Raw genomic sequence first — 21,514 nt, 5'->3', positions numbered from 1 at the left:
ACCTCCGCTCTATTTACAGAAAATATGCTTACCAATTTTTTTAATTTGTGGACGAGTCCAGATCCATTTACTTGTCGCAGTATCTGGGTTGAAATAATATAATGCATTCCCAGTTGGGTCCCATCCATTGATCGCATCTAATACGGCTTTTTTCGCATTTTCATTTGGCGTTAAATATATTTGTCCATCTGCTACTGCTGTAAATGCTCTCGGCTCAAAGATTACTCCTGAAACAGTATTTGGAAATGATGCACTTGTGACACGGTTTAAAATAACCGCAGCTACTGCAACTTGTCCTAAATACGGCTCACCACGGGATTCTCCGTATACAGCGTTTGCCATTAACTGAATGTCATTTTGAGAATAACCGTTTGGAACATTTGTCCCTGTACTTTTTGGCGGCTTATTTTCCTGTGTACCTCCACCACTGTTCCCTTTATTAGTTGTAGTATCTTTATTAGCGGTCGACTTATCATACTTCGTTGCCTTTACAAGCATTTGCTTCGTTTTAGCACCCGCTAAACCATCAACTGGCAATCCGAATTTTTGCTGAAAGTTTCGAAGCGCCCAATATGTACCCCATCCGAAAACACCATCAACTTTCCCCGTATAAAATCCGTTATATTTCAAACGAGTTTGCAGTTCAATGACATCTTCTCCAGACGCCCCTCTTTGAATCACTTGATTAGAAAAGGCTTCCACATTTTTGGTCTGTATACTACTTACCATTAAAGATAGCCCGATAAAGACAAGCAAAATCGCTATCTTAAAAACAGCTTTTTGACGCATGTATTTCCCTCCTTAATTACGGAAATGATTTCATGGTTATGTTTTGTAAAACCCTCGCTTTTATGTAAAGAAGACAAAAAAATCCAAACTTATATGCTTGAAGAAATATGTAAACAATATACAAAAAGAATAAAAGGAGCTTATTATGAAGCGATTCTTCGTACGTACAGCATTTATATTTTTTTTAATAATAACATGTTCAAATATACATACCGACCCATCTATTGTTCACGCACAGCCGCCATATGCAAAATGGGGTAAACTAGCCGTTGAAAAAACGAAAGAACAATATCCGAAAGCTGAGATTATCGATTACCTTCATATAGGTAGACAACCAAAAACTGTTCAAATAACAGTTGAAAAGTTTAAATTATGGCTACGTGAGGGTGGAAAAGAGTATGGTGTTTTTGTGGATGTAGAGTTTGATACGAAAACAGAGGAATTTTTAAAGATGTCCTTTCAGAAGACAAGTCGGTAAAACAAAAAAACCTCCGTCTTTACATACAGACAGAGGTTTCTTTATGTACTTCTTCCTTAATAAGGAGGATTATTTTTTATATGCAAAGATCGATTCCCTAACATCTTTACTAATCCGCAAATAGCTCCAATAACAACGGATATCCCTATACTATATAAAAATACTCTCCCATATCCACCTATTCTCGGATCTAAAAACGGATATGGGTACCAATTCACGAATGGCCCGCGTATTAAGCTATAGACAACATATAAAAGCGGGAAAACAAGCCAACTCGCAGCCTGTTTCCATGTAATGGTCTTCGTAGGTGGATTTATAACCCAATCTAAAATCATCGCTAACGGCATGATGTAATGAAACACAGTATTGACCCACGGTATCGGTGTTTGAAGTGACTCTTCTAATCCCCTTAATAACAAAAAATAAATAAGTCCTGTTGTCAGTATGTATACTGTAGCTGCACCGCGAAGAACTCCAAACTGCTCGGAACGTCCAAATAGGGCTGTCCCCAAACTACTAAATAGTAGAATTACCGCAACTAAAATATTACTTTCAATTGTGAAGAAACTAAAAAAGTTAACTGGATTGAACGGTTTCACTTGTGCCCTTGTAACAAATTGAGTAATAAGTGCACTAAACGCTAGAAGACTTAATAACAGTCTATAAATCGCTATCATTTTTGCACTTCTCATAAAACACCTCATTTCACTACTTATTTATGATTGGAATTCTCTTTTATCTGTTCTATAAATAACTTTAATGGTACGAGGCCACGTTTTGGCATGTGACTACTAATTACAGCTACGAGCTCTAACTGCGGAATGATAATAATGTATTGTCCTCCGTATCCCATAGCAAAATACATACAATACGGTATGTGAAATCTTTCGTTATTTAATACCCACCAGTGATATCCATATGCCCCGACATGTTCATACGTTTCAAATAGAGCCTCACCTGATTCTTCTAACCATTTCGATGATACGATTTCATTACCCTTCCAATATCCATTGTGCAAACATACTTTTCCTAATTTTAATAAATCTATAGATTTCATTTTCATACCGAATCCCCCGACATATATACCTTGCGGGTCTTGTTGCCACTCATACTCCGTAATGTTTAACGGCTCAAATAAATACTTTTTCGCGAACTGCTCCGTCGACATTCCAGTTGCTTGTTGAATGATGTAACTAAGTAAGTGAGAAGAACCTGAATTATAATTCATTTTCGTACCCATTTCTTCAATAAGCGGCTTTTCTAAAATGTATTGCACCCAATTGTCTGATTCCACAAAATCATTTGGGAAAACAACCCCATTTCCGAACTCTTTCCAATCTTCTCCTGTTGTCATCGTTAATAAATGATACAGCGTTAGTTCCCTCTTTTCCTCCGGTACATTGGGAATCCATGTTGTGATTGGTGTATGTATATTATTTATAAATCCTTTATCAATTGCGATACCAATTAATATAGATACGATACTTTTTGTAATCGAATTAATTTTAAATAAGTCATTTGCACAATCTATCGTTTTATAGTACTCAGTCGTTAATTCCCCCTTTTGATAAACAAGAAATGTATTAACCTTTTTCTTTTCAAATTTATTTTGTAATTGCTCGAAATTCAAGAAATCTTCCTCCATCTAAATGGTTATGTAATATTTGTTATTCATTTCGTTCTCTCTATTAAATCATATTTGTTATTAAAACAAAAAATAAACTTGCCAGCATTTAATAGCTGACAAGTTTATTTTTATAATTTCGTTCGAACGTTCCAAAGCTCTGGGAAGAAGCATTGATCAAGCACTCGCTTTAAATAAGATACGCCAGAAGAGCCACCTGTTCCCATTTTATGACCAATAATTCGTTCTACCGTTTTCATATGACGGAAACGCCATTGTTGTAGCCAGTCTTCAATATCGATTAATTTCTCTGCAAGCTGATATAAATCCCAATATTTCTGCACGTCCGCATATACTTCTATCCAAGCCGCTTCTACAGTTGCATCCTCTTCGTAAGGCTGCGTAACATCACGATTTAACACATCTTTATGAATTGGAAATCCTTCTTTAACAAGGGCTTGTATCGCCACATCATACAAACTTGGTGCATGAAGTGCTTTATGAAGACGAGCATGTAATTCTGGGTCCTTTTCATAAATTTTTAATGCATGTGGTGTTTTATAACCAAGTGCATATTCAATCATTCGATATTGATACGATTGAAAACCTGAAGCCTGACCAAGTGAATCACGAAACTCAATATATTCTGATGGCGTTAATGTCGCAAGAATATCCCAAGATTGAATAATTTGCGACTGAATTTTTGATACACGTGCTAACATTTTAAAAGCTGGTGGTAATTTATCTTGTTTAATAGATTCAATTGCAGCATTCAATTCATGTAAAATTAGTTTCATCCAAAGCTCACTCGCTTGGTGGATAACGATAAATAACATTTCATCATGATGATCTGATAATCTTTGTTGACTAGATAATAAGCTATCTAGCTGTAAATACTCTCCGTACGTCATATTCTCTTTAAAATCCGTATGAATCCCTTTTTCCATAATTACCTTTTCATTTTCTTTCATATTAGCCAAACGCCCCTTTGTGTTCATTTCTACTTATATTGGTCTAATAACAGCTCGAACTGGACTCCCATCCGCATCTGTTAATGCAAGTGGTAATGCGATAAGTTCGTAATCGCCGTCTACTACGTGATCTAGTACGACATTTTCTAAAATATGAATTCCATGTTTAAATAATTGATGATGCGCTGCTAGTTCTTTATCATCTAAAGGATCAACAGATGGTACGTCCACCCCGATTAAACGAATTCCCTTTTCAGAAAGAAAGGCTGCAATATCTGCGCGTAAATGCGGGATTACATCTGGGAATTCATTTACTTTACCATGTGAAGATGTACGTAATAACAATCGTTCTACACCTTCTAAATGAAAGTTTTCTAATTCCTTTTTCCCGATGCTTTCAAGATTAGAAACGTCAATGATCCGTGCTGGACCAACATAAACTTGAATATCTAAATCCAACACCTTCTTACCGTCATTATCAAAATGAAAAGGTGCATCAATATGAGTACCTGTATGGATACTCATCGTTAACTTTCCGACATTTACTGAGCCACTGTCTTCTTTTGACCATGAAACTTCATACGAGAACGGTGTATCCCCTGGCCATGTCGCGATATCATTATTTAGCGGTTGTGAAATATCAATCCACTGCGATGTTTTCATGCTTACGCCACAACCTCTCGCTTATTTTCAAAGTTTTTATATTCTTCATTTTTCATAATGTTCTTTAAGATTTGTACAGAATTCCATACTTCCTCATACGTATTGTATAAAGCAACAGGCGCAAGTCTAACTCCATTTGGAGCTCTAAAGTCTGGAATAACCCCATTTGCTTTTAACGCTTTACAAATACGCGCCGCCTCAGCATGTTCTAAATAAATATGCCCGCCTCGTTTTTCATCCTCTAATGGATTTCCAATTGTAAATTCAAAGCCTTTTAATTCATGTTCAATTAAATCAAGCATATATCTCGTAATATGTAATGATTTTTCACGTAACTTTTCAATACCAGCTTCTTTAAAAATTTCAAGAGAACCGATTAATGGTGCAGTACTTAATACGTGAGGTGTCCCTATTTGATAAGCTCCAGCATGGTCAGCCGCAGTTAATGAATGCTCCATATCAAATTGCTTATCTTTTCTAGAACTAAACCAACCAGATAATCCTGGGAGTCTATTAAAGTGTTTATTATTTACATAAAGGCCCGCAACACCACCAGGACCTGCATTTAAATATTTATAATTACACCATACAGCGAAATCTACATCCCACTCTTTAAAATGATGCGGAATGGAGCCGATTGAATGACATAAATCAAAACCGATATGAATACCACGTTTATGAGCTTCAGCTGTTAATCGCTTCATATCAAGAATTTGTCCACTTCTATATAGTACAGAAGGCAATAATATTAAAGCGATATCATCGGTCATCGCATGAATAATATCATCTTCAGAAAGTGTTCTTCCATCTCGGCTTTTCACTCGTACTAAATGTTCATCTGGATCTAAGCCTTTTAAACGAATTTGACTCTGAAGTGCATAAATATCTGACGGAAAAGTTAATTCATCCGCAAGAATTTTTGTTCGTATTCCTTTCGGCTCATAAAACGTCGCAATAACTTGATGTATATTCGCAGTCGTGGAACCGGTTACAATCGTTTCTTCCGGTAAAGATCCAATAAGAGGTGCTGTCAATTCACCCAATTTCTCCGAAAGGAAAAACCATGGATGCTCACCTTCAGTCCATCCATCAATCCCAAACTCTTTCCATGAATCTAGCAAGGTAAGTAACGATTTCTCTGCTCTTTTTGAAAGCAACCCTAAAGAGTTACCATCTAAATATATTGTTCCTTCTTTTTTATAAAATTCAGATTGAAAATCTTTCAGTTCATCATGTTTATCACATTCAAGCGCATACTCATAAGTTGGTTGAAATGGTTCTTTATACATGGTGTCACCTTCTTTTAATTTTCTTTTTATTCTAACTAATTGAAATATATCACTTAAATTGATATAACGTCAATGATATTATGTCAGTTGACTTTATATACGAACTTCTTTTACAATACAATTATATTTTCAGATATTTCAGTATAAAGAGGTGATTCCTTGAAAAATTCTACTCTTTCAACAAGAAAACACCGCTCCTTAGAAACAAAAAAGAAACTATTACATTCCGGTTATACTATGTTTATAAAAAACGGATTTCAGAAAACTACAATCACGCAAATTATTAAACATGCAGAAACTGGTTATGGAACAGCATATGTATATTTTAAAAACAAAGATGCTCTCCTCGTCGTTTTGATGGAAGATGTTATGAATCGCTTTTATGATATTGCTGATCGCTCTTTTTCCCCTCAAACAAAGGCCGAAGCACGAGATATGATTCAGAATCAAGTGCGCGCTTTTTTACAGTTAGCACAAGAAGAAAGAGCTATATTACAAGTTGTTGAAGAAGCAATAAGAACCTCAAAAGAAATACGTCAAAAATGGGATGAGATTCGCGAACGCTTTGTAACACGGATTATACAAGACATTACTCATTCCCAGGAAAATGAATTAGTACGAAATGAGTTAAATAAAGAGATTGTCGCATGCGGCTGGTTCTCTATGAATGAAACGTTTCTTTGGACAATCGTGCAAAATGATAAAGAACTAGAATTAGAAGAAATTGTACATACTTTAACGGTAATGTATACGACGGGGTTATATAAATAGCACATTATAACCTCAAAAAACCGTTACTCAATATGCTTAGTAACGGTTTATTTAAAATATTTTATTAACGATACAATAATACAAAAAAGTGATGTAAGTAATAGCAAAAGCCCCATATTCTTATTCTCTTTTTTCATCCTTCTTAACGTTTTGTATCCCCATACCGGCAAGCATAAAACCTAAAAGTAATTGTAAAATGAGCATACTTTGCTTCGAATCATCATTCCAACTGTAAATAGAATAGCCCATTATAATAAAAGCGAGTATGAATGTGATAATTCTAATCATAAAAACACCCCCCTGTGTGATTCTATTGTTTTAACCTACTCACCATTCCAACAATAAGCTTATACTCAGCTCTACTTTTTCTTACTTTCTTAAAGCCCTCTTTCGTATCAAAAATAAAACACGTTTTCCGAAACCAAATCCGTACATATAAAGACTCAAAATAAATAGGTTTAATAATTCCTCGTTCCTCGAATTCAGTTCCATCTTTATTTTCGGTTTCCGTTCGAATGAACCACCTATTCCCGATTCCAATTTCAATATACTTCACATGCTAACCCCCTTCAGGAAATCTTCTTTCTAATTATTCTATTATTTCCCTGGCAAGCGCACATTCCGACAGAACGTGAGCCCATAAAGAAAAAGTAGATTACAAAAATCTACTTTTATAGCCTAAATTTTTGCATACGTTTATAAAATGTACTGCGTGGCACATCTAATAGTTTTGCAGCTAATGAAACATTTCCGTTTTGTAACTCAATTTATTTTGATTTCCCATCATTGTTTGTAATAAAATGATATTTACGTTTCGCATATTTCCCGTCCATTTATATTTTGAAAATTGATTACAAATAACAACTTCTTCATCACTAGCAATTTCATCTAAAAAGCGGTGAATTAAATATAGTTTATTTTGATGTATTTGAATGCTAATTCACGTTCAATCGCATGGGCAATTGAAGTTACCCATGATGTGAAGACTCAATCGAACAGGAGAAATAGTGTTTTCAACATAATTAGAAAAAGATACGAGTATGTTTAAAATTCGAATATTTCAATGCGCTTCTTTATTCTTTTTTAGTAGCACTATATTTTGTATAATAGATCCAAAGAAAATACATAACCAAAACCACTTTTGCGGATTGTTATTTATAAAGAAAATTATCATCGCTATTGCGAATAAAATAGTGGATGCTAGACTAATATATAATTTCGTTTTAATCTCCATTAGGCTTCACTCCCTATCATTTTACAGTACATAGTAACTCTTCATTTTTCATCTCTATTATGTACTCTCGTAAAACATATTCTTTCCCGCCATGCTTTTCATACCAATCATGTATTCTTCTAACATGCATCTTATCACTTCTAACTTTAGTTTCAATTTCTTCATAATCTTCATAACTATCATATTCCCATATTGCAAATACATCAGTCGTACCATCATTATTATCTTTCATCCAGCTTCCTATTAAACGCGAACCATGTTTTAATTGATTAGGTAAATTAGTATCATTGAAATGATCATTAAATATTTTTATGAATTCATTTTTTACTACATAGTACTTCCTTCTGTAAAACATACTTCTTCACCTCTTTTATGAAAAGTACTATTCACCCTACCCATTACAAACGTATTGTAATACTTACCGTCCGACAGCCTCTTATCATTTTTCAGAATGCCTTCTACTTCGAAGCCTAATCTTTTATAAAGCTGAATTGCTTTTGCATTTATTTCTAACACTTGTAACGCTATCTTTTTCACTTCATTTGCATCAGCCCAATTAATAGATTGTTGTAATAGGCTCTTACCCATTCTATATCCCCAAAACTCTTTTAAAATACAAATGCCAAACTCTACTTTATGAGACAATCTCTTTAAGTCCGATCCTTCACATCTCGAAAATCCAACGATACGGTTATGAACTTCCACAACTAAAAAGAGATTTCTCGTTTTTTCACTATCCATTTTTATTATTTCCTGGAAACCTTTCGTATCTATAAATCCCTCACCTTCTTCTCTATCCATATTTTCAGTTTCTCCATCGATTTGTACTCTTATTTTCGATAGCTGCTCTGCATCTGTCTCAGCTGCAGAACGAACTGTATAAGTTAATCCATTTATATGAAACTCTTGTCCTTTTATAATCATTTCAAACTCCTTTTACATGCAGTCTATTGGCGCTATTACAATTTCTTTACCTTGTTTCTCAAATTGTTGAATCGTTTCTTTACTAGCCCCTTCATCTGTTATTATAAGGTCAATTTCTATTAGTGACTCTCCTTTTATAAAGCAGTCTATTCCAAGTTTAGTATGAGGAGCTAAACAAATATTTCTTCTAGCAATTTTACTTACTGTTTTTCCAAAATAAGCAACTTCCGGTGTCGCAGTACTTATACCATTCAATGAAATACCGCCACCTGTAGAGAAATAAAGATCAATAGAGAATCTACTTATCAATTCAGAGGCAAGTGTATCTGTCATATTTCCTGATGGTTTCACTTTTCCACCAATTAAGTACGTATCAATGTTCTTATATTCCCGTAACTTACTAGCAATTTCTAAAGCATTCGTAATAACTGTAAATGATGTTTCAGGTAAATACTTTAACATGGCATAATGAATGGAAGCCCCTCCAATAAAAACGGAACCTCCTTCTTGTATGTAGGATACAGCAACTTTCGCAATCGCATCTTCATCTATTGAACTATCACGATAACGTTTCGATGGTTCGGCAGCTAAGTTTCTCACTCGCGTAAGTTCAACTGCACCTCCGTGCGTTCTTTTTAATAAATTCTCTTTCTCCATAATAGATAGATCTCTTCTTATAGAATCAATAGACATATCAAAAATTTCAGCAAGATCCTTTGCGATTACTCTTCCATCTTTCTTAAGTAACTCTAAAATTTTCTCTCTACGCTCTTCAGTGAACATGTTATCACCACCATTATTGAAGATTCAGAAATTTAATCTTTATTTTAATTATATGCATGCCTCTTCCCTTGTACAATATTTTCAATTCTTATTTATTCCGTTTTATACAGTTTTTCTCCCTCTTTCTATCCCATTAACTTGAAAACGAAATAAATGTATATTTGCATATTCCACAAACATACTTCCATTTACTTTCCTATTGATGTAAAATTATTCCTATGTTTTACTTTTTAATAGAGAAAGGGATTACTATGAAATCTATAATTAAAGTAACTTGTACAGCATTATTATTTACAGGAATAATGGCAGGATGTAGTGGAAATACTGCACTAAAACAAGAAAAGAGCGCTTTTGAAAAGAATGCACTGCATTATGGGGAAATTGTTAAAAATGAATACTATAGAGCAACAGTTGAAAATGCAAAATTTGAAAAAATAAACAAAGAGTGGCGCCTAACAACTCGTGTTATGATTAATAATGTTCGAGACGATGGACAAACTATTGATCTTTCGGAAATAAAATATTTCATACAAGATGAAAAAACTGGTCAGAAATATGAAGGTGAAGCTCATCCGATAGGTGACGAGCACTATAAAAATGTTCCACACGAATTCTCTTTAACTACTGACGTTGTATTTGAAATGAAAACTTCTCCTAAAGACTTAAATAACATGTATTTGTATATTGATAGTAAAGTTGCTCCATTAACAAATACATATTGGAAGCTTGATAATCTAGTATCTAAATAAAAAGACCAGTCTTAAATGACTGGTCTTTTTACATTCAAGTATTCAACATCCAATAACATTTATATTGATTTTCTAATAACAACTTGAATAACATGAGCTAAACCAGTATGTCCTTTCCCTTCAACTCGCTCTTGTTCTCCATTAAAGAAATGAATAACCTCATGCCCTTCACACCAAGTAAGAATATCAATTGGCTCATACAGCATATCAATATCTTTCGGCCCACCAGTACCATAATTTAATTGTTTTTTCGAATAAACTTCAAACATTATTAATCCACCAGGCCTAATCATATAAATCATTTTATTCAATACCATTTTTTGATTGTCAGTATGAAAATGTCCAAATACCATAATTGCCGCATCAAATTCATTATCTGGCAAACCATCAGTTAATAAATCTACCTTTTTTGTATGCACGTTTACGTCATACTTCTCGGCTAATTTTTTTGTTTTTTCTAATCCACTCTCAGAGTAGTCAATAGCAGTCACTTCATGGCCTTTTCTTGCTAGAAAAACAGCATTTCTACCTTCTCCCTCTGCGAAAGCTATTACTTTAGTATAATTTGCTAAACGAAATGCTTGTTCTTGAATAAACGTATTAGGTTCTTCCCCATAATAATATTCATCCGATTTAAATCGATCATCCCACATGTTATTCATCTTCTTCTCCTCCTTCTAAATGCTAGTTAGAATCGCTCATCTGTAATATCACTATTAATAGCAATCGCCGCTTTATTTCCCTGTGATGCAGCAATAATTAACGACGATGGACCTTGAGTCGTTGTTTCTCCTGCTACGTAAATATTTTTTTCTGAAGTACGACCAAAATCATCTATTACAAAAGTTTCATTACTTTGCAGTTCACAACCAAGTTGTTCTAAAAATTGATTTGGTCTAAAAAAAGTAGGTACTATAAATCCACCGGCTCTTTCAATGTGCCAACCTGAATGAAACTCTACTCGCTAAATAACCCTCTTCACCTTGTATTGAACGAATAGGCTCTGTAATAACTCTTATATTTTTATTACACAGTTCATCCATGAAAGGCGTACTTAACTCATTACCATTTGTTGCAATTACTAAATCCGTAGACCAGTTATAAACTAATTTTGTCATATGCAACGTATAATCTTCGTTTTCAGAAATAATAATAAGAGGTTGGTCTTTTAATTCCCATCCATCACAATACGGACAACTAAATAAACTTTTCCCATAAAATTCCCGTACTTTAGGGATGGATGGAAATTCTTCCTGTATACCTGTTGCTAATAAAACTCTTTCCGCCAAATATTTTTTATGATCTAATGTCATAATCTCAAATAAACCAGTCGATTGCTTCGTTATCGTTAAAACTGTTTTTTCATAATAATGAATCGATGGATACTTCTTCAAATCATTTAACCCTAATTCCTTAAACTCTTCTGGTTTAATCCCGTCACGTGTAATAAATCCATGAGACTTTTGCGTTACACGATTCCTATTCGTTTTATTATCAAATAACGCTATTTGTTTACGAGCTCTCCCTAAAACTAAACCTGCATTAAGCCCTGCTGGACCTGCTCCTATTACTGCACAGTCAAAACATTTCATAAATAAACATCCTCCATGAATAAGCTTAACTCATTAACTATAATTATAGATATTAAAGAGTCTTTTTATCCTTAATTAATTTAAAAATAAAAGCGGATTAAAAATCCACATTTATTTTTTTCGCAAGATCTACGATTTTTTGATTTCGTAACTCTTCTTCCATTTTTTCCTCTGCCGCAAGCATTACTTCATTAATTAAACATCCAGGTTCCTGATGTAAACAGCATTCAAACAATGATGTTTTCCCTTCAATAGCATGTATAATATCTAAAAAAGAGATATCTTCCCAATTACTGCTAAGTGAATAACCACCTTTAGGTCCTGATGATGAATGAATCATGCCTTCCTTCGTCAATTTAGTTAGTATTTTAGACAAGTATGTTGGTGAAACATTCTGCATTTCCGCTAACTGATGAACACTAACTAACTTATTTGGCGTAGCCTTTGCCAGAAAAAGCATTGTGTGAAGAGCGTAATTTGTAGCTTTAGAATATTTCATAATACGGCTCCTATTGCAGACTTCATGTATCTACAATATCTTCATTTTTTCATCATGTCAAACATTTGTAATTTAAAGGCATGATATTATTTCTTTTCAAGTAATAAATTCGTTGCACAAATCGTCACTTCTCTAAATGGACAGTCAAATAAAACACCCAGTTCGAAACCGTCTTCAGTAAGCTCTATTTCATGGTATAGCCACCAAGCACCTTCAAAATTTTCAGGTATAGAACATTTGGTCACTCCTGTAAAAAAACTTGAAGTTTATTGAAATCACTAAAAGTACCAGTGCAATCTAATACGATAGACAAAGTATATTCTGACTTACACTTTACTACTTTAATCACACTATCATGCAGTGAGAATTCATGTAATTGAACAACGTTTGACGGAAGTTTTTTCTTAAGCGAATTAAAATATTCTAAGTATGATTGATCTAATTGTGTCATTCTTTTTTCATAATCTGCTGTCCACTCTAACAAAAGTTTCTTTAATTCATTAGGGGGATATTCTGAATCAATAGTGTTGTTATAAAAGTATGAATGTAGCGTTTCAGGAAGATAATTTAATAAATCTTCTTTCCTTTCTTCTACTTCATCTTTCAAACTTTGTAAATAATCGGGATCTATTTCTTTACATTTTTCTATTGATTCTATGAAATGTACAAATCCTGAAAGTTGCATTTCTTTATACCAATCTCTTGTAAAATATTTCAATGATATCTCTCCTAAAACATTTCAACATCCAACAAAGGCAATATATCTATTTATTATATCATTCCAATAGCTATTTTTTCTAAAGAATAAATGCAAAACTGTAAATATTCCGCCTATTATTTCTAAAACTTCAGAATATTTACAAAAATATGAAATTAGAATACATTTTACATGTACAAGTTTTACCTGTACAAAAATCTAAACAAAAAGGGATGGTTATATGTTGAAGAAATTAGTAGCAGGGACATTAGTAGCAGGTTTTGCATTAACTGGAGGATTAGGAGTAGTAAGTGCTGCAGAAAAAGATAATACAATTAAATCATTTGATTATTTAAAAGTTGATGAAAAGAATGTTAATTCATTCACAAAATTAAGCGATCAATCAAAAAAAGACATCCAAATTACTATGGTACTACCTAAGCAAAATGAAAATGGAGATTGGTTAGCTTATGGCTTTACTAGCAGAGAAACATTGAATGCTTTTATTGAAAAGGATAAAAAGGCACTTAAAAATCAAATTAACCCTTTAGGTAGTGGTGCTGGTAGTACCGATTTTTATGAGCATCAAAATAAAGGTGGACAGTATATTTATTGGAGCAGTGGCTTTAAAAACCTACCTTCTAGCTGGAACGACAGAATTTCTTCTGTAAGTACAGCTTCACCTTCTGCAAGTTATTCAACAACGCTATGGGAACATTCTTCAACTCAAGGATATGGAAAAGGTGTCTCCTTTAGACACTCTGATTGGTATGGTCAAACTGCTAATTTAGCTGCGGATTGGAACGATATTACTTCAGCAATTGAAATCAAATAGCAACAGGGCATTTTAATTGAATAGGTGGAACTACATTTTTATATAGTTTCACACATATTACTACTTAAATATTATTAAATAGTAGAAAGACCAGTCATTTTAGACTGGTCTTTCTACCTTCAAGCATGCACAGCATATCCTACCGCCTGCAATAATGCTTCATAATTTGCTTCAAATAAAATTAGAGAATTATTATCTTATTCATTATCAAAACTCTTCTGTAATTTCCGAATGTAAATAATTTGACCAATGTGATACGCGTTATGAGTCGTTACATTAGCTAATACTTCCCACCACTTCGCAGATACAGGAAATCCAATTACATCACTTTCAACCTTGTCTTCATTTATGAGACTTTGCCATTGTAATAGTTTCTCTAATAGTTTTTCTCTTAACTCTTCAAATGATTGATTATCTGAAAGCATAAAACTTTTGTTATTATCACCAATAGCGGGCACAGCATTAACATTTGATTCTTTGTACCTAGTTTGCCACGTCGTATTCCAATACAGTAAATGTTGTACAATTTCAGCTATACTATTACACTCTTCATTCGGTTTCCAGAAAGCTTCTCTCTCAGATAAATCCTTAACTGCATCTGAAAATGGAATATACCAACTGGGATCATTCGCATTTGCTAATAACTGATCTGCTAATACGTCTTTAACATGGAACACTTTACTTCCCCCCATTAAAAAGATTCATTTCAAGACAATACTCACTTCTCTATATACGCTGAGTTTGCCAGATCCCCTCTTTTTAGCCTTAATCCCAAACATATGCACATAAAGAAACCGAAAGCACCTAATCCATAAGCTGTTGTATATCCACTTTCCCCGATAATCCATCCTGCAAGTCCTGGTCCAATCATTTGACCAACTGCATAGAAAACGGATATAAAACTAATTGCCATTGAGACATATTTCGGAGATACTTGCTTTGAAGCAGCAACTTGAATTAATAAAAGGATACCTCCGAGGCTGGAACCCCAAATAATTGCCGACATGATAAAGCCAATGGTATGTCCAAATATAATTGGAATCATATCACCTATTACAGCTAATAAAAGTGCAATACATAACGTCTTCTTTATACCAATCCGATCCGAAATCAATCCCCAGACAGGAGCTCCTACGATTGAAAACATTCCTGCAATCGCATAAACAGTTCCCGAAATTGATGCCGAAATACCATTATTAATCATAAAACTAGTTTGATATAAATTTGGAATTAAATAAACAACGCCCACAATAAAATACATCCATGCAATGATGTATAACTCTTTCGTTTTCCATAAAAACGACTTATTATTCTTTTCCCCCTCATCTTCAGTAACTTCTGGATTTTTCAAAACAATTGAGGCAACGAATACAACAATACATGTAATAACGCCAAACAAAAGCCATGAACCACGCCAACTATACTCTGGAAATGTACGTACTATATAAGGAACGATTATTCCACTAAATAGCATGCCTATGCCAGCACCACTTAATAACAGCCCCATTGCAGTTCCTCTTTTTTCTGGAAACCATCCTACTGTTATTGACATGAGTGGTGTATATACAAGAGCACTTCCAGCTCCAGAACATAGCATAAAAATAGCAGCTATCCAAACTGAAGGAACAAATGATAATCCTATTAAACTTATAACGATGAGCCAACTCCCTATTAATAAAACTGATTTTGCTCCAAAACGGATAGTAAGTATTCCAGATGTTCCGACTGTTAATAAATACCCTAAAAAGAGTATAGTTCCTAACATACCTGCTTGAGCTGTAGATAAATGGAGTCCTTCTTGCATAAACGGTAATATAATTCCATATGCCATACGTGCAAAACCCGTCGTTGTTATAATAAGAAACATTCCTGTTAATACAAATATCCAAAAATGACTTTCATTCCGTTCTTTCATTTAAATTCCTCCATAAAAAGTTATTTCCAATTGGATGTTGTTTGTAATTATAATGACCATTACAAAAAGCAACTACCAAATGACGGAGGAATTTACGGTATAGCGGATTATTCCTTTTTTACGTTAATAAATACGTAAAAGTTCTGATGGATTCATTCCATACTTTTTACGAAATAACTCTGAAAAATGACTGACATTATTGTATCCAACTGCAAATGCCGTTTCGGTCACATTACTATTTCCCGAACGCAGTAAATCTATCGCATGTTCCATACGCTTTTCTCGTAAATATGCAAATGTGGACATCCCAAATAATTCTTTAAACCCAATTTTTAATTTATAATCATTTAACTCTACTATTTTAGCTAATTCTAATAATGATGGGGGTGATTCCATTCGTTGAAGTAAAATTTCTTCAGCCTGTTTTATTTTATTCAAATCCTGTTTTGATAATTGACTCCTTTTATTTGCGTCACAATCATTAAGCAACACTCTCCCAAAATGTATAGAAAGCAATTCGAGCGCTTTACTTTCTAATTCTAGTTGACTAATACGATCCTTTTGGGGATGCTCTATCATTCTCTTAATAAGACTAGATGTTATAGAGTCAATTGGATTTTGAAACTTTTTAAAAGATTGATTTCCTAATATAGAATGAAAATCAAGACTTTTTTCAATAGCATTATTCATCATGAAATGATTAAACAATTGTACAGGAATCCCAATCGCTAATGAATATAGAGGCGTTTCTTTTTCATATTCAAATACTACATCAAAATCATTCATAAAATATAAATAGCTATTTCCAGTCATTAATTCATACGAAGAATGACCAACTTGCACTCCTCCGAACCCTTGTAAACAAAAATTAAGCTCTACCATTGCTGCATCAGATGCAAACTGGATGCGATGGTTATTATGAAATTGATAATTTGATAACACAATTTCCATACCTGAAAATGAAGTCCATCTTCGTATTTCACCCATACCTATTGTTTTTGGAACATTCATATGTCTTTTCTCTACAACTTGTAAACCATAAAAATATTTATGAAAAATATCATGAAAACCATTAGTCTCCATGAAACCCACACTCCTTTTATGTAAAAATCAAAATTTAATTGATAATTACTTTCAATTATATCAAATATCTTTATACAATAAATAGATTTTCTCTTTATAACTCGTTATGATAAAAGAAAAAGAAAGCGAGCGAACAATGAATAAAAAAATCGCGATTATTACAGGAGCATCAAGTGGATTCGGACTTTTAACGACACTTGAACTTGCGAAAAAAGACTATTTTGTCATTGCTACAATGCGCAATCTTGAGAAACAAATAGACTTAATATCTCAAGCTACTAAACTCGACTTACAACAAAATATAAAAGTTCAACAATTAGATGTAACAGATCAAGGTTCTATACATAACTTCCAATTATTTTTAAAAGAAATAAACAGAGTAGACATTCTCATTAATAATGCAGGATATGCAACTGGGGGCTTTGTAGAAGAAATTCCAGTAGAGGAATACCGTAAACAATTTGAAACGAACCTTTTTGGAGCTATATCAATCACTCAGCTTGCCTTACCATATATGAGAGAACAGAAAAGCGGAAAAATCATTAATATTAGCAGCATTAGCGGCCAAGTCGGATTCCCTGGTTTATCCCCTTACGTTTCTTCAAAATATGCATTAGAAGGCTGGAGTGAATCCCTTCGCTTAGAAGTAAAACCTTTCGGAATAGACGTTGCCTTACTTGAACCAGGTTCTTATAACACGAACATATGGGAAGTTGGTAAACAATTAGCTGAAAACCAATCTGATACAACCTCTCCTTACAAAGAATATATGGATAAAATACAAAAGCACATAAACAATGGCAACGATACACTTGGTAATCCGATGGATGTTGCAAATAAAATCGTAGAAATTGCTGAAGCAAGGCGTACTACATTACGATACCCAATTGGGAAAGGTGTAAAATTTATGATCTTTGCGAAGAAGGTTCTTCCTTGGAGATTGTGGGAGTTTCTTGTATTGAGGAGCTTTAAGAAGATGTAACTTTCTTTAAATAGTATTTACGAAGGAGGCGTTAATCAAATGCTAGGCTTACCATATGGTAAAGTGTTTTTAGTTCCGTGGACCGAAGAATGGGAATTTGAGTTTTTAAAAGAGAAACAATTAATCGAGGAACAAATTGGCGAACATATTTTAGCAATACACCATATTGGAAGTACTTCCATTCCACATTTAAGTGCAAAACCTATTATTGATATTGCAATCGAATTAAATGACTTTGCAAATGATATAAAATGTATTACAAACCTAGAACAATTAAATTATAAATATAGAAAAGATGTATTACCCGAAAGGTATTATTTCAATAAAGGTGAGCCAAGAACTCATCAAATTCATATGTATGAGCAAGGGAATCCATATTTAATAGAACAATTAAAATTCAGAGATTACTTAATAGACAATAAAACTTCTCGTATGCAGTATGAACAGTTAAAAATTCAACTTTCAACAGCTAACCCAAATGATAAGCATAAATATGCAGAGGATAAAACAAATTTCATTAAATCCATATTGGCTAAAATAAATGATTAAATTGCGAAGACCGAACTTCGTACACATAATAAGAAACCATTCATGTATAGATGAATGGTTTCTTATTAATTAGTTATCTCATTATTTGTACCATCAATAATCATTTTATTATGCAGCAGGTGGAACGAAGTAAAATAGCATCGAAGTCATAAAAATAAATGCAAATAATCCAATTATCGAAAAAATATATTCTTTCGATTCTCTATCATACTTCCATTCCATCCATGTCCTTAGGATCCACGTAACCCCTAAATAAGTGAAAATGATAAACCAAATATTAGTGCTTTCGAATTTAAATATGTAAATAAAACTAATTATTAAATAAACAAAAAGCAGTCCTATTTCCAATTTTTTATGTAAGCTATTTACATATTTATTATATCCCCAAAACCCGCTCTTTGGCATATTCAATTTTTTTCTTAAAAATCGATCCAAAAAGTAGCCCGCTATACAAAAACCAAAAATTATAATCCAAAATGTATAGGTTCTCAATATCATTCCTCCTATTACTTCATTGAATTGTTTAAAATAAAGTGGACTATATTAACGGTTATTGAACGAGTATTCTTGAATGATCTTCATTAAAAATGATCGATTCTGCACGTAAGAAAGGGGTTTTCATTTCTTCTCTCCCTCTTCCTTTAAATTTATACTATATTAAAAGAAGAAATATAGTATGAACCCTGTTATTATTAATGCTGCAACTCCTAATAATGAAATCAAAAACTCCCGCGATTCCTTATCATATTTCCACTCCATATATGATTGAAATCCATATAACGTAATAAAAAACAAAAGAGGTACATAGCCCATATATATACGATTTGGAAGAAAAGTGCTTATAGCAATAACAACTATATAAGAGGAAATAATAATTCTATTTCCCCATTTATGTGTATCATTCACATATTGGTTATTCCATCCTTTTTGTTTCGGTATATTTAACTGTCTTCTCGCTATTCTTTCAAAAACCAATAAAGATAGCACCCATAAAATTAATAAGGATATTTTTGTAACTGACAGAAAACCCTCTCCTTTTTATTTTTTCACTTTAATTTTCTCCGGCTGATCACTCGGATACGTAGCATATGCATCATTTTCATAATCCCAACTAATAATGGTCGCACTATCTCGTCCTAATTGATGATGAACGTGTTCTAAAATATTGTGAACATTTTCTTTAAGCTCTATATTATTTTTATTCATATCACTGTATAGGTTTAATGGCATTTCATAACGGCGTTCCCCGCATTCTAATACCCCATCTGTCACCATTACAATTCGATTCTTTCCAGTACGTAGTTCACGAATTCCTGAAGAATAACATGGAACGGGTAAATCAAACGTGTTTACATTACCAATCCATTCATAAAATTGACGTTGGTTTAATGTATATTGTCCTAATTTATGTAATTCATCATGAAATACATAAACTAGGCAATCACCAATAGATAGCCACCATATGTAATTTTCTTTTCTTACACATATTAAGCAAGCTGTTTCACCTTTTACTCTTTTGCACTTTTCTTTAAATGAGGAGGATTGAAAAATTGTAAGTATATGATTTTCAACAGATCGAAATACTGTTTCAATCAGTTCATTCATAATTACTTTTATATTTTCATATTCTGCTTGAATCGTACTTACTACTAAATCAACACTTTCTGCACTATTATGTCCGTCTAATATAACGGTAAATTCCCAATCACCATTCGACCAAACTAATGCACCGTCTTCATTCTTTTTTGCTCCGGCACTTATATTCCCACCGTATTTACCAAGTAAGATATCACCATATTGCTTGACTGAAGCTTCGTCTAAACACATTTCCCTACTTCCAACCCATGAATATTGTGCATTATTTGTTGTATGCATACTCATTTACCATATACTTTCGTATTCTTTCGCATAGTTTTTTAATTTTCTCTGAATCTCCATGTGGTGCACCAGTCCAATTTGCTACTTCAGTCGGTGACCAAAACTCTTTTGGTGTATTTGGATAACGCGGAATAATGTGCATATGCAAATGTGGTACACCATTACCTGAAACGAAACTGTAAATATGTTCTGCACCTTTGCTTTCTTTAAGCGCTTTACTTACTCTACTTGTTATCAGTCCGAATGCCTTTGCCTCATCTTCAGTTAATTCAGCGAGACCAGGTACATGTCTCTTTATATCAATCATTACATAACCAAGATATGTTTCTTCTGCATCCCAATGGACATGTCCAACGTAAATGAGTTCATCTTCGTAAATAGCTCCACCTGGAACTGTAATGTTCCCTTTATGTTTTTCACAAATGAAGCAGTTTTGTTCTGCTTGATTGTTTATTGGCATATCCATCACCATCCTTTGCATATATAATATCATAAAAAAAGGAAGAATAGGTTTTATATTCCGAAAATTCAATCTCTTGAAATGAGAATTTTCACATTAAAATAATTTACAACTCATTATTTCTTCAAAAGCGTAATCCCCATTCCAACTGCAATCCCAATCGCTATTCCGATTGCTATATTATCAGTAAATACACCAGGAATTACACCGATTACAACACCTATAGCGACACCAATTGTCATAGCATCATTTCTTTTTTTATTATTAGCCAAAATAGCATCTCCTCTCATAATTTCTCCCCATATAATATCCATTTACATGAACTTTGCTGTCTACTAATATATTTGCTATTCCGCTTGAAAATTTCCAAAAAATGTACTTTATTACTTTTCCATTCCCCCTACATAATCCTCTTCGTTTGAAAGAATTTTTAAGTCACCATTACATATACATAGGCATTTACTATAAGAAAGATCAGTAATTTATTGAAGGAGGAACGATTCAAATGTATCCTCATTGGAATCCAAATATAAATCAACAATATGCTTACTCCCCCCATCCAGTAAGGAATACACTGCATTATGATTCGCAATACATGATGCAGCGCATCGCAAGCCTTGAAAGCCAATTAGCTAAATTAATCTCATTAATCGAAGAAAATAATCAATTAATAAAATCAATGGAACAACAGCAAAACCAAGTTTGTGCACCAGCTGGAGGTTCTGTTATTGTTCGGATGTAATTCGAAT

Annotated in this window: 29 protein-coding genes and 3 pseudogenes; 7 read left to right on the top strand and 25 right to left on the bottom strand. The window is 33.3% G+C overall.

Annotated features, from left to right (window positions below; genetic code table 11):
* Positions 1–9 precede the first annotated feature (9 nt).
* The gene (gene sleB, locus MHH66_RS12935) at positions 10–789 is read right to left on the bottom strand and encodes a spore cortex-lytic enzyme (protein WP_002013086.1); all 780 of its coding nucleotides are present in this window, start codon (positions 787–789) and stop codon (positions 10–12) included.
* A gap of 145 nt (positions 790–934) precedes the next feature.
* On the opposite strand from sleB, the gene MHH66_RS12930 reads away from it, so the two are divergent.
* Positions 935–1,267 (top strand): DUF3889 domain-containing protein, encoded by a 333-nt coding sequence (locus MHH66_RS12930; protein WP_078185611.1) that lies wholly within the window; start codon positions 935–937, stop codon positions 1,265–1,267.
* A 56-nt stretch (positions 1,268–1,323) separates the two neighbouring features.
* Here the strand turns inward: MHH66_RS12930 and MHH66_RS12925 are convergent, their stop codons facing one another.
* The 5 genes from MHH66_RS12925 to kynU all read right to left on the bottom strand — a co-directional run bounded on the left by MHH66_RS12925 (position 1,324) and on the right by kynU (position 5,814).
* Positions 1,324–1,959, bottom strand: a complete 636-nt coding sequence (locus MHH66_RS12925) for a Pr6Pr family membrane protein (RefSeq protein ID WP_002142034.1) — start codon at positions 1,957–1,959, stop codon at positions 1,324–1,326.
* A gap of 20 nt (positions 1,960–1,979) precedes the next feature.
* On the bottom strand, positions 1,980–2,897 hold the full coding sequence (locus tag MHH66_RS12920) for a serine hydrolase domain-containing protein (RefSeq protein WP_078185612.1): 918 nt from the start codon (positions 2,895–2,897) through the stop codon (positions 1,980–1,982).
* A gap of 125 nt (positions 2,898–3,022) precedes the next feature.
* On the bottom strand, positions 3,023–3,862 hold the full coding sequence (gene kynA / locus MHH66_RS12915; RefSeq protein ID WP_000661975.1) for a tryptophan 2,3-dioxygenase: 840 nt from the start codon (positions 3,860–3,862) through the stop codon (positions 3,023–3,025).
* 33 nt (positions 3,863–3,895) lie between these two features.
* On the bottom strand, positions 3,896–4,525 hold the full coding sequence (gene kynB / locus MHH66_RS12910) for an arylformamidase (RefSeq protein WP_078185613.1): 630 nt from the start codon (positions 4,523–4,525) through the stop codon (positions 3,896–3,898).
* Between the two features lie 2 nt (positions 4,526–4,527).
* Positions 4,528–5,814, bottom strand: a complete 1,287-nt coding sequence (gene kynU, locus MHH66_RS12905; RefSeq protein WP_002032712.1) for a kynureninase — start codon at positions 5,812–5,814, stop codon at positions 4,528–4,530.
* A gap of 159 nt (positions 5,815–5,973) precedes the next feature.
* Between kynU and MHH66_RS12900 the strand changes: the two genes are divergently transcribed.
* Positions 5,974–6,585, top strand: a complete 612-nt coding sequence (locus tag MHH66_RS12900; protein ID WP_078185614.1) for a TetR/AcrR family transcriptional regulator — start codon at positions 5,974–5,976, stop codon at positions 6,583–6,585.
* Between the two features lie 47 nt (positions 6,586–6,632).
* Here the strand turns inward: MHH66_RS12900 and MHH66_RS12895 are convergent.
* The 7 genes and pseudogenes from MHH66_RS12895 to MHH66_RS12865 all read right to left on the bottom strand — a co-directional run bounded on the left by MHH66_RS12895 (position 6,633) and on the right by MHH66_RS12865 (position 9,526).
* Positions 6,633–6,873 (bottom strand): annotated as a pseudogene (locus MHH66_RS12895) (DUF3953 domain-containing protein).
* Between the two features lie 22 nt (positions 6,874–6,895).
* A complete protein-coding gene (locus MHH66_RS12890; RefSeq protein WP_078185616.1) occupies positions 6,896–7,141 on the bottom strand; it encodes a DUF3977 family protein in 246 nt (81 codons plus the stop codon).
* Between the two features lie 115 nt (positions 7,142–7,256).
* Positions 7,257–7,352 carry a helix-turn-helix domain-containing protein gene (locus MHH66_RS28600; protein WP_078185647.1) on the bottom strand — a complete coding sequence of 32 codons (96 nt, stop codon included), beginning with the start codon at positions 7,350–7,352 and terminating at the stop codon, positions 7,257–7,259.
* A 293-nt stretch (positions 7,353–7,645) separates the two neighbouring features.
* A complete protein-coding gene (locus MHH66_RS12880) occupies positions 7,646–7,819 on the bottom strand; it encodes a hypothetical protein (RefSeq protein WP_002032706.1) in 174 nt (57 codons plus the stop codon).
* 16 nt (positions 7,820–7,835) lie between these two features.
* On the bottom strand, positions 7,836–8,174 hold the full coding sequence (locus MHH66_RS12875) for an NIPSNAP family protein (RefSeq protein WP_078185617.1): 339 nt from the start codon (positions 8,172–8,174) through the stop codon (positions 7,836–7,838).
* Positions 8,147–8,743, bottom strand: a complete 597-nt coding sequence (locus MHH66_RS12870) for a GNAT family N-acetyltransferase (RefSeq protein ID WP_078185618.1) — start codon at positions 8,741–8,743, stop codon at positions 8,147–8,149. The genes MHH66_RS12875 and MHH66_RS12870 overlap by 28 nt, the downstream gene beginning before the upstream one ends.
* A 12-nt stretch (positions 8,744–8,755) precedes the next feature.
* Complete coding sequence (locus tag MHH66_RS12865; RefSeq protein ID WP_078185619.1) at positions 8,756–9,526, bottom strand: DeoR/GlpR family DNA-binding transcription regulator; 771 nt, start codon at positions 9,524–9,526, stop codon at positions 8,756–8,758.
* 251 nt (positions 9,527–9,777) lie between these two features.
* Here MHH66_RS12865 and MHH66_RS12860 point away from each other — a divergent pair, with 251 nt between their 5' ends.
* On the top strand, positions 9,778–10,275 hold the full coding sequence (locus MHH66_RS12860; RefSeq protein WP_078185620.1) for a hypothetical protein: 498 nt from the start codon (positions 9,778–9,780) through the stop codon (positions 10,273–10,275).
* A 59-nt stretch (positions 10,276–10,334) separates the two neighbouring features.
* Here MHH66_RS12860 and MHH66_RS12855 read toward each other — a convergent pair whose 3' ends face one another.
* The 4 genes and pseudogenes from MHH66_RS12855 to MHH66_RS12840 all read right to left on the bottom strand — a co-directional run bounded on the left by MHH66_RS12855 (position 10,335) and on the right by MHH66_RS12840 (position 13,084).
* Positions 10,335–10,937 (bottom strand): class I SAM-dependent methyltransferase, encoded by a 603-nt coding sequence (locus MHH66_RS12855; RefSeq protein WP_063219094.1) that lies wholly within the window; start codon positions 10,935–10,937, stop codon positions 10,335–10,337.
* A 26-nt stretch (positions 10,938–10,963) separates the two neighbouring features.
* A pseudogene (locus tag MHH66_RS12850) lies at positions 10,964–11,867 on the bottom strand (NAD(P)/FAD-dependent oxidoreductase).
* A gap of 97 nt (positions 11,868–11,964) precedes the next feature.
* Complete coding sequence (locus MHH66_RS12845; protein ID WP_063219096.1) at positions 11,965–12,366, bottom strand: Rrf2 family transcriptional regulator; 402 nt, start codon at positions 12,364–12,366, stop codon at positions 11,965–11,967.
* Positions 12,367–12,452: 86 nt separating this feature from the next.
* Positions 12,453–13,084 (bottom strand): annotated as a pseudogene (locus tag MHH66_RS12840) (DUF4085 family protein).
* A 220-nt stretch (positions 13,085–13,304) separates the two neighbouring features.
* On the opposite strand from MHH66_RS12840, the gene MHH66_RS12835 reads away from it, so the two are divergent.
* A complete protein-coding gene (locus tag MHH66_RS12835) occupies positions 13,305–13,898 on the top strand; it encodes a hypothetical protein (protein ID WP_000914462.1) in 594 nt (197 codons plus the stop codon).
* 197 nt (positions 13,899–14,095) lie between these two features.
* Here MHH66_RS12835 and MHH66_RS12830 read toward each other — a convergent pair whose 3' ends face one another.
* From MHH66_RS12830 to MHH66_RS12820, 3 genes are all read right to left on the bottom strand, one after another.
* Positions 14,096–14,575 (bottom strand): DinB family protein, encoded by a 480-nt coding sequence (locus tag MHH66_RS12830; protein WP_063219097.1) that lies wholly within the window; start codon positions 14,573–14,575, stop codon positions 14,096–14,098.
* Positions 14,576–14,616: 41 nt separating this feature from the next.
* Positions 14,617–15,813, bottom strand: coding sequence for an MFS transporter (locus MHH66_RS12825; protein ID WP_078185622.1), 1,197 nt, complete (start codon positions 15,811–15,813; stop codon positions 14,617–14,619).
* 123 nt (positions 15,814–15,936) lie between these two features.
* The gene (locus MHH66_RS12820; RefSeq protein WP_078185623.1) at positions 15,937–16,896 is read right to left on the bottom strand and encodes a helix-turn-helix domain-containing protein; all 960 of its coding nucleotides are present in this window, start codon (positions 16,894–16,896) and stop codon (positions 15,937–15,939) included.
* Between the two features lie 136 nt (positions 16,897–17,032).
* On the opposite strand from MHH66_RS12820, the gene MHH66_RS12815 reads away from it, so the two are divergent.
* Positions 17,033–17,878, top strand: coding sequence for an oxidoreductase (locus MHH66_RS12815; RefSeq protein ID WP_207553942.1), 846 nt, complete (start codon positions 17,033–17,035; stop codon positions 17,876–17,878).
* 39 nt (positions 17,879–17,917) lie between these two features.
* Positions 17,918–18,427 carry a GrpB family protein gene (locus MHH66_RS12810; RefSeq protein ID WP_063219101.1) on the top strand — a complete coding sequence of 170 codons (510 nt, stop codon included), beginning with the start codon at positions 17,918–17,920 and terminating at the stop codon, positions 18,425–18,427.
* Positions 18,428–18,535: 108 nt separating this feature from the next.
* Here the strand turns inward: MHH66_RS12810 and MHH66_RS12805 are convergent, their stop codons facing one another.
* The 5 genes from MHH66_RS12805 to MHH66_RS12785 form a co-directional block, all read right to left on the bottom strand.
* Positions 18,536–18,919 carry a DUF4181 domain-containing protein gene (locus MHH66_RS12805; protein ID WP_078185625.1) on the bottom strand — a complete coding sequence of 128 codons (384 nt, stop codon included), beginning with the start codon at positions 18,917–18,919 and terminating at the stop codon, positions 18,536–18,538.
* A 165-nt stretch (positions 18,920–19,084) separates the two neighbouring features.
* Positions 19,085–19,402 (bottom strand): DUF4181 domain-containing protein, encoded by a 318-nt coding sequence (locus MHH66_RS12800; RefSeq protein WP_078185626.1) that lies wholly within the window; start codon positions 19,400–19,402, stop codon positions 19,085–19,087.
* Positions 19,403–19,465: 63 nt separating this feature from the next.
* On the bottom strand, positions 19,466–20,302 hold the full coding sequence (locus MHH66_RS12795) for a PP2C family serine/threonine-protein phosphatase (protein WP_078185627.1): 837 nt from the start codon (positions 20,300–20,302) through the stop codon (positions 19,466–19,468).
* Positions 20,286–20,777 (bottom strand): HIT family protein, encoded by a 492-nt coding sequence (locus tag MHH66_RS12790; protein ID WP_078185648.1) that lies wholly within the window; start codon positions 20,775–20,777, stop codon positions 20,286–20,288. Before MHH66_RS12790 ends, MHH66_RS12795 begins: the two co-directional genes overlap by 17 nt.
* A gap of 104 nt (positions 20,778–20,881) precedes the next feature.
* Positions 20,882–21,055 carry a hypothetical protein gene (locus MHH66_RS12785; RefSeq protein WP_002127725.1) on the bottom strand — a complete coding sequence of 58 codons (174 nt, stop codon included), beginning with the start codon at positions 21,053–21,055 and terminating at the stop codon, positions 20,882–20,884.
* A gap of 215 nt (positions 21,056–21,270) precedes the next feature.
* Between MHH66_RS12785 and MHH66_RS12780 the strand changes: the two genes are divergently transcribed.
* Positions 21,271–21,507, top strand: a complete 237-nt coding sequence (locus MHH66_RS12780; RefSeq protein WP_002085127.1) for a hypothetical protein — start codon at positions 21,271–21,273, stop codon at positions 21,505–21,507.
* The last annotated feature ends 7 nt before the right edge of the window (positions 21,508–21,514 follow it).

This window comes from Bacillus sp. FSL H8-0492 (assembly GCF_038006145.1).
GTDB lineage: Bacteria > Bacillota > Bacilli > Bacillales > Bacillaceae_G > Bacillus_A > Bacillus_A mycoides.
The sequence above is the reverse complement of the archived record's forward strand: the minus strand, read 5'-3'. Positions and strand labels throughout refer to the sequence as shown.